Source organism: Sinomonas atrocyanea (genome assembly GCF_001577305.1).
GTDB lineage: Bacteria > Actinomycetota > Actinomycetes > Actinomycetales > Micrococcaceae > Sinomonas > Sinomonas atrocyanea.
Map to the genome: position 1 here is coordinate 1,880,701 of NZ_CP014518.1, position 13,749 is coordinate 1,894,449.

The following is a 13,749-nucleotide window of genomic DNA, read 5'->3' on the forward strand; positions in this document are numbered from 1 at the left end:
CCATGGGCACGCACGCGCCGGGAGCGCACGGCGATCCGACGTCCGGCCACCGCGCCTCGGGAGTCGAGGACGCCCTGAGTCCTCGGCGCGTGCTGTCCTCGGAGACTGTCTACCGCGGGCGCATCTGGGACGTCCGCAGCGACGCCTTCGAGCTCGCGGATGGCGCCGGCACACTCCAGCGGGACTACATCGACCACCCCGGGGCCGTGGCGATCCTGCCCATGGACGCCGAGGGCCGCATCCTGCTGCTGCGCCAGTACCGACACCCCGTCGGCATGGACCTGTGGGAGATCCCGGCCGGCCTGCTCGACGTCGAGGGCGAGCACGCGCTCGACGCGGCCGCGCGGGAGCTCGCCGAGGAGGCGGACCTGACGGCCTCCGAGTGGCACATCCTCGCCGAGTTCTTCACCTCCCCGGGGTCCTCGAGCGAGGCCATCCGGATCTTCCTCGCCCGGGGGCTGACGGAGATCCCGCACGCCGACCGGCACGAGCGCACCGACGAGGAGGCGGAGATCGAGTTCGTCTGGGTGGAGCTCGAGGACGCCGTGCAGGCCGTCCTCTCCGGCCGGCTCCACAACCCCAGTGCCGTCGTCGCGGTGCTCGCCGCGGATGCCGCGCGGCGCAGCGGGTATGCCTCGCTGCGTCCCGGGGACAGCCCGTGGCCGGCCCACCCGGCCCAGCGCTGAGCGGCGTGGCCGTGCAGGCTCCCGATCCCGCGCCTGCCGTCGCGGCAGGCGCCGCCGCCCCCGTACCTGCGCCGGTGGCAGATGTCCCCGCGGCGCTCGCACGCGCCGTCGAGGACTACCTGCGCCACCTCGCGGTCGAGCGCGGCCTCGCCGCGAACACCCTCGCGGCCTACCGGCGGGACCTCGCGCGCTACGGCGCCTATCTCGCGGGCGAGGGCGTCGTCTCGCCCCGCGGCATCGAGCGGCGCCACGTGGGCGGCTTCGCCCAGGCGCTGCGTGACGGGGCCGACGGCGGCAGCCCGCTGACCGCCCGATCCGCGGCGAGGACCGTGGTCGCGGTGCGCGGCCTGCACCGGTTCTGGGCCCTCGAGGGCACCACCGCGGACGACCCCGCCGCGGACGTCCACCCTCCGCTCGCCGGGCAGCGCCTGCCCAAGGCCATCACCGTGCACGAGGTCACCCGGATCCTCGAAGCGGCCTCGGCGGACACACCCTCCGGCCTGCGCGACCGGGCGCTCCTGGAGTTCCTGTACGCGACCGGTGCCCGCATCAGCGAGGCCGTCGGCCTCGATGTGGACGACCTGCGGCTCGAAGCGGCCGACGGCGGCCCGGCCGTGGTCCGGCTCTTCGGCAAGGGCTCCAAGGAGCGCCTCGTCCCGATCGGCTCCTACGCGGCCCGCGCGCTCGACGCCTACATCGTCCGCGGCCGCCCCGCCCTCGTGGCCAAGGGACGGGGCACGCCCGGCCTCTTCCTCAACGCCCGCGGCGGCAGGCTGAGCCGGCAGAGCGCCTGGACCATCCTCAAGGATGTCGCGGAGAAGGCCCGGATCGACCGCGACGTCTCCCCGCACACCCTCCGGCACTCCTTCGCCACCCATCTCCTCGAGGGCGGTGCGGACGTCCGCGTCGTCCAGGAGCTGCTGGGGCATGCCTCGGTGACGACCACGCAGGTGTACACCCTCGTCACCGCTGACACCCTGCGCGAGGTCTACGCGGCGGCGCACCCGAGGGCCCGCGGATGAGCGCCGGTGCCGGAACGCGCGGAGGTGCGCCCTGATGGGCGCGCCGGTGGCGCTGTGCTTCCTGCTGCGCGAGACGGCGGCGGGGCGGGAGGTCCTGCTCGGACGCAAGAAGCGCGGCTTCGGCCGGGGCAAGATCGTCGGCCTGGGCGGCCACATCGAACCGGGGGAGACCCCCGCGGAGGCCGCCGTGCGGGAGCTCGAGGAGGAGGCCGGCGTCGTGCTCGACGCCGCCGTGCTGGTGCCCGCCGGCACCGTCGACTTCCGGTTCCCCGCCCGGCCCGCATGGGACATGGCGTGCACCATGTTCACCGCGACCGTCTGGGACGGAGAGATCGGCGAGAGCGAGGAGATCGAGCCCTCGTGGTACCCGGTCGAGGCCCTGCCGGTCGAGGGCATGTGGCAGGACGCCGACCACTGGCTTCCCCTCGTCCTGGCGGGCACGGTCGCGGACTTCTACGTGGAAATGGCCGAGGACAACGAGACGGTGTTCCGTTTCGCTGTCCTCGGCCAGTGAGTCCGCGAAGGCCCTCCGAGACGGGGCCGCCCGGGCGGGTCAGTCCAGGTGGCGCTCGTCGGGGCCGTTGTAGGCCGAGAGCGGGCGGATGAGCGAGTTGCTCTCGAGCTGCTCCATCACGTGGGCGGTCCAGCCGACGATCCGGCTGGCCACGAACAGCGGCGTGAACGTGGGGATGTCGAAGCCCATGAGGTGGTAGGCCGGGCCGGTCGGGTAGTCGAGGTTCGGCTTGATGCCCTTCGCCTCGTCCATCGACTGCTCGAGCCCGTCGTACAGGCCCAGGATCTCCGGGCGGCCGTAGAAGGCGATGAGGTCGTCGAGCGCGGCCTTCATGGTGGGCACCCGCGAGTCGCCGTGCTTGTAGACGCGGTGGCCGAAACCCATGACCTTCTTCTTGGCGGCGAGGGCCTCGTCCATCCAGGCCTTCGCGCGGGTCTTGGCCTGCTCGTGGGTCTCGTCCGTCCGGATGCCGATCTCCTCGAACGTCTCCATGACGGCCTCGTTGGCCCCGCCGTGGAGCGGGCCCTTGAGGGCTCCGATCGCGGCGGTCACGGCCGAGTGGAGGTCGGAGAGGGTCGAGGTCACGACACGGGCGGTGAACGTCGAGGCGTTGAACGAGTGCTCGGCGTACAGGATCATCGAGACCTCGAACGCCCGCACCACCTCGGGGGCGGCCTCCTCGCCGAAGGTCATCCACAGGAAGTTCGCGGAATAGCCGAGGTCCTCGCGCGGCTCGACCAGCTCCTGGCCGCGGCGCCGCCGCTGGTCGTAGGCCACCACCGCGGGCATGGCCGCGAACAGCTCGACGGCCTTGGTCAGGTTCGCCTCACGGGAGGAGTCGCCGGCCCTGGGGTGGCGTGCACCCTGGATGCTCGCCGCGGTGCGGCACACGTCCATCGGGTGGCACGTGGCCGGCAGGTCGTCGATGAGCCGCTTCAGGAGCGGGTCGAGCGCCCGGCCCGACCGCTCGTGCGCCTCGAACTCGGCCAGCTGCTCGGGGGTGGGCAGCTCGCCGTGCCACAGCAGGTAGGCCACCTCCTCGAAGCTGCACCGGGCGGCGAGCTCCTGCACCGGGTAGCCCCGGTAGAGGAGCGAGTTGGTCTCAGGGTTCACCTTCGAGATGGCGGTGTAGTCCACCACCACGCCGGCAAGGCCCTTCTTGATCTCTTCGGTGTTGGGCACCTGTGTCATCGCAGGACTCCTTCGTCAATGGCCCCGTGGCCTCAGTATCGGCCGGGAACCTGAAAGTTGAACACGCCGGTGTCGAAACGGTTGTACGCCTCGTAGTCAACCAGCTCGTAGAGGCGGGAGCGAGTCAGCATGTTCGCGACCTGGGCCTCCTGGGTCCCGTCCGCGCGGATGCTCTCGAGGGTGCGTTCCGCGGCGCCCATGGCCATGCGCAGGAGGGTCACCGGGTAGATCACGAGGTTGATCCCGACGCCGGCGAGCTCCTCGGCCGTGAACAGCCGGCTCTTGCCGAACTCGGTCATGTTCGCCAGCACCGGCACGTCCACGGCGTCGCGGATCGCCCGGAACTCCTCGAGGCTGGCCATGGCCTCGGGGAAGATCGCGTCGGCTCCCGCCTCGACGAGGGCCTTCGCGCGCTCGACGGCGGCCTCCAGGCCCGCCGCCCCCTCGCCGGTGGCCCGGACATCGGTGCGGGCCATGATGAGGAAGTTCGGATCGCGGCGGGCGTCGGCCGCCGCCCTGACGCGCTGGAGCGCCGTGTCGAGGTCCACCACAGCCTTGCCGTCGAGGTGGCCGCAGCGCTTGGGGTTGACCTGGTCCTCGATGTGCATCCCGGCCAGGCCGGCGTTCTCGAGCTCCTGGACCGTCCGGGCCACGTTCATGGCCTCGCCGAATCCGGTGTCGGCGTCGACGATGGCGGGCAGGTCGGTCATCCGCGCGATCTGCCCGGCGCGGGTGGCCACCTCCGTGAGGGTGGTCAGCCCGATGTCCGGCAGGCCGAGGTCGTTGGCGAGGACCGCCCCGGAGATGTACACCCCCGGGAAGCCCTTCTCCTCGATGAGGCGCGCGGAGAGGGGGCTGAAGGCTCCCGGGAACTGCTGCAGCGTTCCCGAGCCGAGGATCTCGCGCAGCCTGACGCGCTTCTGCTCGGGGGTGGTGGTCGAGTACAGCATCAGAAGAGTCCCTTCGGGGCGGAGGCGAGATCGATCACGCCCTCCTTGGCGACGATGTTGAGCGCGTCCAGCTCCCCGGCGCCGAGCTGGGGGAGCCGCTGCACGGCGTCGAGGAAGCGCTCGATCTCCTCGGGGGCCACGGACTCGGCGGCGAGGGTCCGGAACTTGGCGATGTACTGCTCGCGGCCGAAGGGCCGCGCTCCGAGTGGATGGGCGTCCGCCACGGCGATCTCGTCCTCGATCACGGTCCCGTCCGTGAGCGTGATGACCACGGAGCCGCCGAAGGCCTTCTCCGCGATGTCGAGGGAGTGGTAGCGGCGCGTCCATTCCGGGTCCTCCTCCGTGGTGACCTTGTGCCACAGGGCCACCGTGTCGGGCCGGCCGGCGCGCTCGGGGGAGTAGGAGTCGACGTGGTGCCACGTGCCGTCCTGGAGGGCCACGGCGAAGATGTAGGGGATCGAGTGGTCCAGGGTCTCGCGGGACGCGGTCGGATCGTACTTCTGCGGGTCGTTCGCTCCGGAGCCGATGACGTAGTGGGTGTGGTGGCTGGTCCTGATGAGGATGCTGGCCACGTTCTGCGGGTCGGTCACCTCGGGGTGCTCGCGGTGCAGCTTCCGGGCCAGGTCGATCCAGGCCTGGGCCTGGTACTCGGCGGAGTGCTCCTTCGTGTAGGTGTCGAGGATGGCCCGCTTCGCCTCGCCCGGCGCGGGCAGCGGGACCTCGTAGGCCGCGTCGGGGCCGTCGAGCATCCACGCGATGACCCCGTCCTCGCCTTCGTAGATCGGCACCGGGGAGGTCTGCCCGCGCATGGCGCGGTCGACGGCCTCGACCGCCATCTTGCCGGCGAACGCGGGGGCGTGGGCCTTCCACGTGGAGATCTCGCCCTTGCGGGACTGCCGGGTCGCCGTGGTGGTGTGCAGCGCCTGGCCGACGGCCTGGAAGATGGTCTCGACGTCGAGCCCGAGCATCGTGCCGATCCCTGCGGCCGCGGAGGGACCGAGGTGGGCGACGTGGTCGATCTTGTGCTTGTGGAGGCTGATGGCCTTCACGAGGTCCACCTGGATCTCGTACCCGGTGGCGATGCCGCGGATCAGGTCCCGGCCGGTCGAGCCGACGTGCTGGGCCACCGCGAGGATCGGCGGGATGTTGTCGCCCGGGTGGGAGTACTCGGCCGCGAGGAACGTGTCGTGGTAGTCGAGCTCGCGCACGGCCACGCCGTTGGCCCAGGCGGCCCACTCCGGGGAGACCCGGTCGGTGATGCCGTAGAGGAGCGCGCCCTTCCCGCCGGACGACGGCGCGTGGGCCAGCGCCTGCGCCCGCGCGGCGACGATGGGGCCGCGGTTGAGCGAGGCGATCGCGACCGAGGCGTTGTCGATGATCCGGTTGACGATCATCTCGGTGACCTCGTCGGAGACCTCGACGGGGTCGGCAGCGACCGTGGCGATCTTGTGCGCGAGCTGGTCCTCGCGGGGGAGGTTCTCCTCGCTCTTGTAGACGCGGACCTTGTGCATCTCGACCATGGCAGACCTTCCGGTGGGGCTCAGGGGAGCGGGTGGGTGTTCTTGATGTGCTGCAGGCTGTTGCTGAGGTGGACGGCGGTGGCCGCCGCCGCGAGGTGGGCGTTGCCGTCGGCGATCGCCCCGGCGATGGCAGCGTGCTCGGAGGCTGCCTGCCTCAGGCGTGCGGCATCGTCCTTGGCCAGGCGCCGCACACGGGTGAGGTGGACGCGCAGGCCCTCGAGCGACTGGGTGAGGTAGGCATTGGCGATCGAGTCGTCGATCGCTGCATCGAGCTCTGCCGCGAGCGCGTAGTACTGGTGGCGCTGCGGGTCGTCGTCGTGCAGGAGGGTGGAGGCGGCGGCGAAGCGGTCGCGCAGCCCGGCGAACCGTGCGCGGTCCCCGCGCAGTGCTGCGAGCGCGGCCGCCTTCGCCTCGAGCGCCTCGCGCAGCTCGAACAGCTCGTCGATGTGGGCCAGGGAGATGTCGCTGACCACCACACCGCGCCCGCGCTGGGCCGAGGCGAGGCCCTCCGCGGTGAGGCGGGCCAGGGCCTCGCGCAGCGGGGTGCGCGAGACGCCGAGCCGCTCCGACTGCTCGACCTCGCCCAGCACGGTCCCGGGAGGCAGCCGCCATTCCACGATGTCCTCGCGCAGTGACGCGTAGGCGCGGTCGCTGGCCTTCACGGCTCTCCTCTCCAGACTCGTTCCCTCGTCCCTCAGTCGTTCTCTGTATACATTCGCAGGCCAGCAGGCCGAAATCAAGGCCGCTGCCCCGGATCCCAGCAGACAATGTATACAGAACCCTTGTCGTCCGCCCGGCTGCTGCCCTACGCTGAACCCCATCACGAGGAAGTGAGGAGTGCTGCCATGACCCAAGGGACAGTGACACAGGGGACGGGACCGTACGCCGAGGTCTACCGCCGGAGCCTGGCGGACCGCGAGGCCTTCTGGCTCGACGCCGCCAAGGCCGTCGACTGGGTGGAAGAGCCCACAGCAGCACTGGACGGCTCCGAGCCGCCGCTCTACCGGTGGTTTCCGGGCGGCACCCTCAACACCGCCTACAACGCCCTGGACCGCCACGTGGCCGGCGGCCGCGGCGACGCGGCCGCCCTGGTCTACGACTCCGCCGTGACCGGCACGAGGGCCACCTTGACCTATGCGCAGCTGACCGACCTCGTGGCGCGATTCGCCGGCGCCCTGGCCGCCCGCGGCGTCGGGACCGGGGACCGCGTCGTCATCTACATGCCCATGGTCCCGGAGGCCGTCGTCGCCATGCTCGCGTGTGCGCGGCTCGGAGCCGTCCACTCCGTGGTGTTCGGGGGATTCGCCCCGCGCGAGCTCGCCGCCAGGATCAGGGACGCGCGCCCCAGGCTCATCGTGACGGCCAGCGGCGGCATCGAGCCGAACCGCCGCGTCGAATACCTCCCGGCCGTCGCCGAGGCCCTGGGGATTGCGGAGCTGCCGGAGCTCCCCGTCCTCGTCAAGGTGCGCCCGGGGTTCGCGCACCAGCTCGAGGACTACCCCGGCTGGGAGGACTACGACGCCGCCCTCCGCTCCGCCGCGCCGGCAGCATGCGTGCCCGTCGCGGCCTCCCATCCGCTCTACGTGCTCTACACCTCCGGCACCACCGGCACCCCGAAGGGCGTCCAGCGGGACAATGGCGGCCATGCGGTCGCGCTCGCCTGGACCCTGAAGAACCTCTACGGAGTGGGGCCCGGAGAGGTCATGTGGACGGCCTCGGACGTCGGCTGGGTCGTGGGCCACTCCTACATCGTCTACGGGCCCCTCCTGGCCGGGGCCACGACGGTGCTGTACGAGGGCAAGCCCGTGGGCACCCCGGATGCCGGGGCGTTCTGGCGCGTCGTCGCGGACCATCGGGTCAAGGTCCTCTTCACGGCGCCCACCGCCCTGAGGGCCATCCGCCGCGCGGACCCGGAGGCCGAGCTGCTCGCCGGCTACGACATCTCCTCGCTCGAGCGCCTCTACGCCGCCGGCGAGCGCCTGGACCCCGAGACGTACCGCTGGGCCGGGGAGAAGCTGGAGGTCCCGGTGATCGACCACTGGTGGCAGACGGAGACCGGCTGGGCGATCTGCGGCAGCCCGCGCGGGCTCGAGGACCTCCCGCTCAAGGCGGGGTCGCCGTCGGTGCCGATGCCCGGCTACGACCTGGACATCCTCGATGGCGCCGGGGAGCCCGTCGCGTCCGGCGAGGAGGGCAACATCGTCCTGCGGCTGCCGCTCCCGCCCGGCACCCTCACCACGCTCTGGCACAACGACGAGCGCTACATCTCCTCCTACCTGAGCGCCTTCCCCGGCTGCTACGCGACGGGCGATTCCGGCTACCGCGACGCGGACGGGTACGTGTTCGTCATGGGCCGCACCGACGACATCATCAATGTGGCCGGCCACCGCCTCTCGACGGGGGCCATCGAGGCGGTGCTCGCGGGCCACCCGGCGGTTGCCGAGTGCGCCGTGATCGGCCTCAAGGACACGCTCAAGGGCCAGCGCGCGGTGGGCTACGTGGTGCTCAAGGCAGGCGCAGAGGTGTCCGAGGAAGCGCTCGCCTCCGAGCTCGTGGCGCTCGTGCGCTCGCAGATCGGCGCGGTGGCGGACTTCAAGCAGGCGCTCGTCGTCGACGCCCTGCCCAAGACGCGCTCGGGGAAGATCCTGCGCAAGACCATGCGGCAGATCGCCGACGGCGAGGCGTACACGGTGCCCTCCACGATCGAGGACCCGGAGGTGATCGAGCGCCTCGTCCCCGTCCTGCGCGGCGCGTGACCCCCCACGGTTACCCACGGGTAACATAGCGGCATGCACCTGCTCCTGCGAACCCTGATGCTCCTGGTCACCTCGCGCCGGCGGCCTCCGCTGAGCCTCTGGGGGACCTCGTCCCTGAAGCTGCGCGTCCTTCCCACCGACATCGACATCGCCCTGCACGTCAACAACGGGATGTACTTCTCGCTCATGGACCTCGGCAGGTTCGACCTCATGGTGCGGGCCGGGATGTGGGACCGCATGCGCGCCCGCGGCTGGAGCCCCGTGGTGAACCTCGAGACCATCACGTTCCGCAGGTCGCTGACGCTCTGGCAGGCCTACACCATCGAGACCAGGATCATCGCGTTCGACGAGAAGGCCATCTTCTTCGAGCAGCGCATGGTGGCCGGCGGCGAGATCTACGCCCGCGCCTACCTCGCCACGCGCCTGGTCTCGAAGTCCGGGCCGGTGGCCAACGAGGAGATCTTCGCCGAGACCGGCCGGCCGCCCGCAGACCTCGTGCTGCCCGAGTTCCTCCACCGCTGGCGCGAGGAGAACGCGCTGCCCAGCACGCGCCGCCCCGCACCGCACCTCTGGTAGGGCTAGCGTGGGGTGATGGACTTCACGACCCGGCCCGAGCTCGCCGGCACCTTCGGCATGGTCTCGGCGACCCACTGGATCGGCGCCCAGGCGGGCATGGCGATGCTCGAACGCGGGGGCAACGCGTTCGACGCCGCCGCTGCCGCCGGCTTCGCGCTCCAGGCCGCCGAGCCGCAGCAGAACGGCCCCGGCGGCGACATGACCCTCATCGTCGCCGAGCCCGGGCGGCCGCCCCGCGTCCTGAGCGCCCAGGGTCCCGCGCCCGCCGCGGCAACGCCCGCCGCGTTCCGGGCGCTCGGCCTCGGGCACGTGCCGGGCACCGGGCTCCTCGCCGCGGCCATCCCCGGCTCGACCCTCGGCTGGCTCACGCTCCTGGCCGACCATGGCACGCTCGCCCTCGCGGACGTCCTCGGGCCGGCGCTGGCCGTGGCCGAGGACGGTCTGCCCGTCACGGCCAGGCTCGCAGCAGTCCTCGAGCGCATGGCGCCGCACTTCCGCCAGCACTGGCCCTCCTCGGCCGCGGTGTACGCCCCCGGCGGGCAGCCGCCGGCCGCCGGCACCCTGCTGAGGAACCCGGCGCTCGCCCGCACGTGGCGCCGGCTCCTCGAGGCCGAGGCCGGGGCGGCCGCCCGCGGTGAGGGCCGCGCGGACGCGATCGGCGCCGTCGTGCGCGAATGGACGGCCGGATTCGTCGCCGAGGCGATCGACGCGTTCTGCCGCGTGCCGCAGCGGGACTCGAGCGGCGACGCCCACGCGGGCCTCATCACGGCGGCGGACCTGACCGCCTGGCGCCCGCACTACGAGCCCACGGTCTCGCTCGACTTCCGGGGCTGGACCGTGCACAAGTGCGGCTTCTTCAGCCAGGGGCCCGCCTTCCTGCAGCAGCTCGCCATCCTGGATGCCGTCCCCGGCTTCGGCGAGGGCGCGCTCGCCCCGGGCACCGAGGGGTACCTCCACACCGTCCTCGAGGCGACCAAGCTCGCGCTCGCGGACCGGGACGCGTGGTACGGCGACGGACCGGATGTGCCGGCGGACGAGCTCCTCTCGCCCGCGTACGCGGCCGCCCGTGCGGCGCTCATCGGCGAGACGGCCTCGCTCGAGCTGGTCCCCGGCTCGCCCGCCGGGAGAACGCCGCGCCTGCCCGATCTCGTGGTGCGGGGCGGCTTCGACGCGGCCGGCGTGAACGGGCTGGGGGAGCCCAACGCGGTGCGCGCGCTGCAGGAGGCCACTGCCGCGGGCGGCCTGCCAGCAGCGGACGGGAGGGCCCGGACCGACACTGTCCACATCGACGTCGTGGACCGGTGGGGGAACATGGTGTCGGCGACGCCGAGCGGCGGCTGGCTCTCGAGCTCGCCGGTCATCCCCGAGCTGGGCTTCCCGCTCGGCACCCGGCTCCAGATGGCCTGGCTCGAGGAGGGGCTGCCCAACACCCTGGCGCCGGGGCGCAGGCCCCGCACCACGCTCTCGCCCTCCCTCGCTGTGCGCGGCGGGGACGCGGTGCTCGCCTTCGGCTCGCCCGGCGGCGACCAGCAGGACCAGTGGCAGCCGCACTTCTTCCTCGACGTCGCCCTGCGGGGAGCCGGGCTGCAGGAGGCGATCGACGCCCCCGGCTTCCACTCCGTCCACTCGCCGTCGAGCTTCTACCCACATGAGCACCAGCCCGGCGTTGCCCTGCTCGAGGGACGGTTCGGCGCGGACGTCGTGGAAGGGCTGCGGCGGCGCGGCCACCGGGTGGGCGTGGCCGGGAACTGGGAGATCGGGCGGCTGTGCGCCGTGGCCCGGGACCCGGCCTCCGGCATCCTGCGTGCGGGGGCGAACCCGCGGGGAATGGCTGGCTACGCCGTCGGGCGCTGACGGCGCCTTGGGCCCGCGCTAGGCACCCATCTCGCGGAAGGCCGCGGCGAGCTGGGGGTAGCGGAAATCGAAGCCGGCGTCCTTGAGCACGCCGGGGACGGCCCGGACGCTGTCCAGGGCGAGGTCGGGATTGGTGCGCAGGACCCCGGCGGCAGCCCGCAGGAGTCCGGCCGGGGCCGGGATGCCCACGGGGACTCCCACGAACTCCCGGATGTGCGCCATGAGCTCGCGGTTCTGCACCGGCTGCGGCGACGTGGCGTTCACCACCCCGTCGGGCAGCTCCACCGCGGCCTCGCCCGCCGACGGGACGAGGCCGAGGGCCGCGCGCGCGACCCGCAGCCAGTCCGCGGCGTGGATCCAGCTGAACCACTGCTCGCCCGTGCCGAGGTGGCCTCCCGCCCCCAGCCGCGCGGGCCCGGTGAGGCGCGACAGGACCGCGGCGTCGCGGTCCAGCACCACCGCCGTGCGCAGCACCGTCGCGCGGGCGGCGGCGGAGGGATCGAACGCGGCCTCCCAGTCGCGCACCACCGCCGCGAGGCCCGGGGCGTCGGTCGGGGGAGCGGCCCGCTCGTCCATCGGCTCCTGCGAGTCGCCGTAGATGCCGACGGCGCTGAGCTGCACCCAGCGCTCGACCGGCCGGGCCCGCGTCCGGCTCGCCTCGACGAGGGCGCGCGTGGGCGCGACCCGGCTGTCGCGGAGCAGCGCGAGGTTCGCCTCGGTCGCGGGCCTGTCGAGGCTTGCGCCGCTGAGGTTGACGAGGGCGAGCCGCTGCACCGCGCCCAGCTCGGCACTCCAGGGGCCCTGGCTTCGCCCGTCCCAGAGGATCTGCCGGAAGGGCCCGGGGCGGGGGGACCGGGCGAGCAGCGCCACCTCGTGGCCCGAGCAGAGCAGGTCCGCCGCGAGCAGGGTGCCGAGGTACCCGCTGCCGCCGGCGAGGACCGTGAGCGCCGGGCGTGCCGCGGCGTCGTCCGCAGGATTCCCCGCGGGCGCGGCGAGTTGGTACAGGCGTGCGCACTGGGCCGCGAAGCCGCGCACGAGGGGCTCTCCGGCCGTGAGGCCGAACTGCTGCGCGAGCGGGCCGTCGATCACGACGCGCTGGGTGAAGAGCGTGCCGCCGTCGCGCTCCGTGAGGGCCCATTCGATCTCCTGGGCGCCCCCGGGCTGGGGCTGGCGGAGCACGAGCCGGCGGCCCGGCTCGACCTGCGTGACGGTGAACGCGGGAGCCGTGCGCCGGTGGAGCGCCCCGAGAAGCCGCTGCGCGGGCGCGTAGTGCCCCCGGGTCCCCTCGGTGAGCGCCGAGCCCAGCCCGGCCTCACCGACCGCAGGATTCCATTCCGGCCACCGCCGCACCTCGGAGAGCACCTCCCAGAGGGCGCCTGCCGGGAGGTTGAACCACTGGGATGCCGTGCGATGCCAGGTCATGGCCGCAGTCTACTGGCCGGTGTCCCCGCATCCGGCGGGCCCGGCGGCCTCGCCCTCGGCCGCGGCGATCGCCTCCGCGATCCGGTGGCACGCCTGCCCGAACACCGCCTGCTGCTCCGGGGTGAGGGGGTCGAAGACGATGCGCCGGACGAAGTCGACGTGGCCGGGCGCCGCGTCGACGATCGCCGCCCGGCCGGCCTCGGTGAGGGTCACATCCTGGCCGCGGGCGTCGTCCGCGGAACAGCTGCGGCGGATCAGTCCCTTGGCCTCCATCCGCCTCAGGATGTGCGAGAGCCGGCTGCGCTCCCAGCCGAGCTCCTGGGCGGCGGTCCCGGAGCGCAGCACCCCGTCGGGGCACTCCGAGAGGGTCGCGAGTACCGAGTACTCGGGTCCGGACAGCTGCGAGTCCCTCGTGAGCTGCCGGTCCACCGCGGGGGTGAGGCCCCACACGAGGCGGCGCAGGGCGAGCCAGACGTCCTTCTCTCGGTCATCGAGCCAGCGCGGCTCGGCGGTCGTGCGGGTGCTCACGGCATCTCCTCGGGTCCCCTTGATGCTTGACACATCAATTATGCGCGTGCTGTAGTTGAACCATCAACTTTGATTGATGCGTCAACAAGGAGAGCACATGAGCAGGATCGCCGTCATCACCGGAAGCACGCGCCCGGGCCGGAACAACCGCCAGGTCGCCGAGTGGGTGCTGGCCCGCGCCCAGGAGCGCCAGCCCGAGGTCGAGTTCGAGCTCGTGGACATCGCCGACTTCAACCTCCCGCTCCTCAACGAGGCGGTCCCGGCCGGGTACCAGCAGTACAGCAACGAGGCCACCAAGGAATTCTCGGCCCGCATCGACGAGTTCGACGGCTTCATCTTCGTCACGCCCGAGTACAACCACTCGGTGGCCCCGGCCCTGGCGAACGCGCTGTCCTACCTCAATGCCGAGTGGGCGAACAAGGCCGCGGGCATCGTCTCCTACGGCTCGGCGTTCGGCGTCCGCGCGGTCGAGCACCTGCGCGGCATCCTCTCCGAGCTCCAGGTCGCGCATGTGCAGAAGGCCGGCATGTTCTCGCTCTTCGGCGACTTCGAGAACTTCTCGGTGTTCGCGCCGACGGAGATGCAGGCGGCCTCGGTCGATCCCATGCTGGACCAGCTCGTGGTGTGGACCAGGGCGCTCGAGTCCGTCCGCGCGGGGGCCACCGCCCTCTGACGGACGGGGGTGGCGCCCCGGGGCGAACCCGGCAAGGATGGTCGGCAGTGGCCACAC

Annotated in this window: 13 protein-coding genes; 7 read left to right on the plus strand and 6 right to left on the minus strand. The window is 72.6% G+C overall.

What is annotated here, in order from left to right; translation table 11 throughout:
• Window positions 1–2 precede the first annotated feature (2 nt).
• The 3 genes from SA2016_RS08650 to SA2016_RS08660 all read left to right on the plus strand — a co-directional run bounded on the left by SA2016_RS08650 (window position 3) and on the right by SA2016_RS08660 (window position 2,222).
• A complete protein-coding gene (locus SA2016_RS08650) occupies window positions 3–686 on the plus strand; it encodes an NUDIX domain-containing protein (protein ID WP_066497343.1) in 684 nt (227 codons plus the stop codon).
• Window positions 687–760: 74 nt separating this feature from the next.
• The gene (gene xerD / locus SA2016_RS08655) at window positions 761–1,708 is read left to right on the plus strand and encodes a site-specific tyrosine recombinase XerD (RefSeq protein ID WP_066502267.1); all 948 of its coding nucleotides are present in this window, start codon (window positions 761–763) and stop codon (window positions 1,706–1,708) included.
• A gap of 31 nt (window positions 1,709–1,739) precedes the next feature.
• Entirely contained in the window at window positions 1,740–2,222 is a 483-nt protein-coding gene (locus SA2016_RS08660) for an 8-oxo-dGTP diphosphatase (RefSeq protein ID WP_141305433.1), read from the plus strand.
• 39 nt (window positions 2,223–2,261) lie between these two features.
• Here the strand turns inward: SA2016_RS08660 and SA2016_RS08665 are convergent, their stop codons facing one another.
• Genes SA2016_RS08665 through SA2016_RS08680 form a run of 4 tightly spaced genes read right to left on the minus strand, consistent with a single transcriptional unit; the run spans window position 2,262 to window position 6,545 of the window.
• Window positions 2,262–3,413, minus strand: a complete 1,152-nt coding sequence (locus tag SA2016_RS08665) for a bifunctional 2-methylcitrate synthase/citrate synthase (RefSeq protein WP_066497345.1) — start codon at window positions 3,411–3,413, stop codon at window positions 2,262–2,264.
• Window positions 3,414–3,445: 32 nt separating this feature from the next.
• Window positions 3,446–4,363, minus strand: a complete 918-nt coding sequence (gene prpB / locus SA2016_RS08670) for a methylisocitrate lyase (protein WP_066497347.1) — start codon at window positions 4,361–4,363, stop codon at window positions 3,446–3,448.
• Complete coding sequence (locus SA2016_RS08675) at window positions 4,363–5,883, minus strand: MmgE/PrpD family protein (RefSeq protein WP_066497349.1); 1,521 nt, start codon at window positions 5,881–5,883, stop codon at window positions 4,363–4,365. The genes prpB and SA2016_RS08675 overlap by 1 nt, the downstream gene beginning before the upstream one ends.
• Window positions 5,884–5,903: 20 nt before the next feature.
• The gene (locus tag SA2016_RS08680) at window positions 5,904–6,545 is read right to left on the minus strand and encodes a GntR family transcriptional regulator (RefSeq protein ID WP_066497350.1); all 642 of its coding nucleotides are present in this window, start codon (window positions 6,543–6,545) and stop codon (window positions 5,904–5,906) included.
• Between the two features lie 183 nt (window positions 6,546–6,728).
• Between SA2016_RS08680 and SA2016_RS08685 the strand changes: the two genes are divergently transcribed.
• From SA2016_RS08685 to SA2016_RS08695, 3 genes are read left to right on the plus strand one after another with little or no spacing between them, the layout of a single operon-like run.
• Window positions 6,729–8,639, plus strand: coding sequence for an AMP-binding protein (locus SA2016_RS08685; protein WP_066497352.1), 1,911 nt, complete (start codon window positions 6,729–6,731; stop codon window positions 8,637–8,639).
• A gap of 33 nt (window positions 8,640–8,672) precedes the next feature.
• Window positions 8,673–9,215 (plus strand): acyl-CoA thioesterase, encoded by a 543-nt coding sequence (locus tag SA2016_RS08690; RefSeq protein ID WP_066497353.1) that lies wholly within the window; start codon window positions 8,673–8,675, stop codon window positions 9,213–9,215.
• Window positions 9,216–9,230: 15 nt separating this feature from the next.
• Window positions 9,231–11,069: a gamma-glutamyltransferase family protein gene (locus SA2016_RS08695; RefSeq protein ID WP_066497354.1), complete on the plus strand. Its 1,839-nt coding sequence runs from the start codon at window positions 9,231–9,233 to the stop codon at window positions 11,067–11,069.
• An 18-nt stretch (window positions 11,070–11,087) separates the two neighbouring features.
• On the opposite strand, the gene SA2016_RS08700 is transcribed toward SA2016_RS08695, so the two are convergent.
• Window positions 11,088–12,491, minus strand: a complete 1,404-nt coding sequence (locus SA2016_RS08700; RefSeq protein ID WP_066497356.1) for a DUF1731 domain-containing protein — start codon at window positions 12,489–12,491, stop codon at window positions 11,088–11,090.
• Between the two features lie 9 nt (window positions 12,492–12,500).
• On the minus strand, window positions 12,501–13,019 hold the full coding sequence (locus tag SA2016_RS08705) for a MarR family winged helix-turn-helix transcriptional regulator (protein ID WP_066497358.1): 519 nt from the start codon (window positions 13,017–13,019) through the stop codon (window positions 12,501–12,503).
• Between the two features lie 97 nt (window positions 13,020–13,116).
• Between SA2016_RS08705 and SA2016_RS08710 the strand changes: the two genes are divergently transcribed.
• Window positions 13,117–13,692: an NADPH-dependent FMN reductase gene (locus SA2016_RS08710; RefSeq protein WP_066497360.1), complete on the plus strand. Its 576-nt coding sequence runs from the start codon at window positions 13,117–13,119 to the stop codon at window positions 13,690–13,692.
• The last annotated feature ends 57 nt before the right edge of the window (window positions 13,693–13,749 follow it).

Excerpts from the sequence above, each read along its gene's own strand:
- SA2016_RS08690 (WP_066497353.1), top strand. The coding sequence starts at position 8,673 with ATGCACCTGCTCCTGCGAACCCTGATGCTCCTGGTCACCTCGCGCCGG.
- SA2016_RS08695 (WP_066497354.1), top strand. The coding sequence starts at position 9,231 with ATGGACTTCACGACCCGGCCCGAGCTCGCCGGCACCTTCGGCATGGTC.
- SA2016_RS08665 (WP_066497345.1), bottom strand. The coding sequence starts at position 3,413 with ATGACACAGGTGCCCAACACCGAAGAGATCAAGAAGGGCCTTGCCGGC.
- SA2016_RS08650 (WP_066497343.1), top strand. The coding sequence starts at position 3 with ATGGGCACGCACGCGCCGGGAGCGCACGGCGATCCGACGTCCGGCCAC.
- SA2016_RS08685 (WP_066497352.1), top strand. The coding sequence starts at position 6,729 with ATGACCCAAGGGACAGTGACACAGGGGACGGGACCGTACGCCGAGGTC.
- SA2016_RS08675 (WP_066497349.1), bottom strand. The coding sequence starts at position 5,883 with ATGGTCGAGATGCACAAGGTCCGCGTCTACAAGAGCGAGGAGAACCTC.
- SA2016_RS08710 (WP_066497360.1), top strand. The coding sequence starts at position 13,117 with ATGAGCAGGATCGCCGTCATCACCGGAAGCACGCGCCCGGGCCGGAAC.
- prpB (WP_066497347.1), bottom strand. The coding sequence starts at position 4,363 with ATGCTGTACTCGACCACCACCCCCGAGCAGAAGCGCGTCAGGCTGCGC.
- SA2016_RS08700 (WP_066497356.1), bottom strand. The coding sequence starts at position 12,491 with ATGACCTGGCATCGCACGGCATCCCAGTGGTTCAACCTCCCGGCAGGC.